Source organism: Streptomyces sp. NPDC005070 (assembly GCF_053600395.1).
Genome location: NZ_JBSFZS010000455.1, coordinates 1 through 1694 on the forward strand (window position 1 = coordinate 1; position 1694 = coordinate 1694).

The following is a 1694-nucleotide window of genomic DNA, read 5'->3' on the forward strand; positions in this document are numbered from 1 at the left end:
GTGCGAACGCCTCACGCTCGGTCTCGCCGAGCGTGAGGTCGAGGAGCCGCGTCCTGGGAGCCTGGGCCGTCGTAGCCATCGTCGTCGTCCACTTCCTCTCGTGATCCCGGAACGCCACACTCCCCCGTGCCCCCATATTTGTTCGATACGAGGGCGGGCGCGGGCGGCGCGGGCGAGGACGGCGCGGGCTGCGAACGAGGGTGAAGCCAGCACCACCGCGGACTCGGATGCTGGCGTTGAGGACCCGGCCCGCGCGCCCGACCAGACTCCTTCCGTACCCGGACGTCGGGTACGGAAGGAGGCCGCGCGCCGTGTACACCCTGTCGGAGCAAGAGGTGCCGGGAACCGGCCGGTTCCCCCTCCTCGGCACCCCCTGGTCGATCCGACTCGGCCGCGCTTCACGGGGACGTACGGCCCTGGAGGTCTACGGCGGGGACGCGATGCTGGACGTGGTCGTCCCGAGCGCGCTGCACCCGGTTGTCCTGCGCGGCGCCCACACGCACGCGAGCGACGGCCGTGAGCTCACCCTCGCCTGGGGCGTGCTCGGCGAGGGCAGCGCGGCCGGGCCACCCGCTGTGGTGACCTTCACCCGGGGCGTGCTGCGGACGACGAGCAGCGACGCGCGGGCGACCGTGGTGGGGGGTGATTTCTGGCTGTGCGTCGCGGAGGGCCGAGGGCGCACCGTCGCCGTGACCCGGACCGACGGAACCGTCGAGCGCTGTCGGGTGGACCGGCGACAGGCTATGGCCAGAGGTTGACAGCCTGCTGTACGGGCAGGGTCCTGCCAGATCGGAACCACTCATTCCGGCCATGTTCTCGCACAGGATGTTGATTGCCGGACTGGTTCGGCAGTGGTTGCGGAGAGCAGGGGGAAGCGTGGAATTCCGGATTCTCGGCCCGGTCGAGGTACGGGACGGCCAGGGGCGGATCGCTCTGGCCGGTACGAAGATGCAGACCGTTCTGGCGGCTCTGCTGCTGGCGCGCGGCCGGACCGTGTCCGACGACCGCATGAGCGCCCTGCTGTGGGGATGGGAGCCCCCCACCACCAGAAACGCGCAGATCTGCACTTACGTGTCCAGGCTGCGCAAACAACTCGGCCCCGACATCGAGCTGGTGAGGCGGACTCCCGGCTACCTCATCCGCACCGGGCGGGCGCGCCTGGATCTCCTGGAGTTCGAGCGACTGGCCGGCCTCGGGCGCGAGGCCCAGGCCAGGGCGCGCTACGGGGAGGCCGCCGCCCTGGCCAGGTCGGCGCTGGACCTGCATCGAGGCTCACCGCTCGCCGATGTGACCGACTTCCTCGCCGACGCCGAGCGGCCACGTCTCGAGGAGGCCTGGGCGACCGTTCTGGAACAGCGGATCGAGGCGGATCTGGAGCTCGGCCGGCACAGCGCGCTCGTGCCCGAACTGACCGGTCTCGTGCAGGAGTACCCCGTGCACGAGAGGCTGCGGTCGTATCTGATGATCGCGCTGTACCGCTGTGACCGGCAGGCCGACGCGCTCGCGGTCTACCGCACCGGCTGCCGGGTCCTCGCGGAGGAACTCGGCATCGACCCGGGCCCCGCGCTGACGCGGGCGCACCAGGCCGTCCTCGAAGGCAGCCTCCGGTACGCCGACGATCTGCGGCACCTCCAGTTGGCGTCGGCCTGAAGTCCGGCGCGGCGCGCCGCGGGCCCCCTTCCCGTCCGGGGAGG

Annotated in this window: 2 protein-coding genes; both read left to right on the forward strand. The window is 71.6% G+C overall.

The features are described 5' to 3' along the window. Positions 1–311 precede the first annotated feature (311 nt). The gene (locus tag ACWEBX_RS40185; protein WP_451889640.1) at positions 312–758 is read left to right on the forward strand and encodes a hypothetical protein; all 447 of its coding nucleotides are present in this window, start codon (positions 312–314) and stop codon (positions 756–758) included. 118 nt (positions 759–876) lie between these two features. Continuing rightward, on the forward strand, positions 877–1650 hold the full coding sequence (locus ACWEBX_RS40190) for an AfsR/SARP family transcriptional regulator (RefSeq protein WP_451889641.1): 774 nt from the start codon (positions 877–879) through the stop codon (positions 1648–1650). Positions 1651–1694 lie beyond the last annotated feature (44 nt).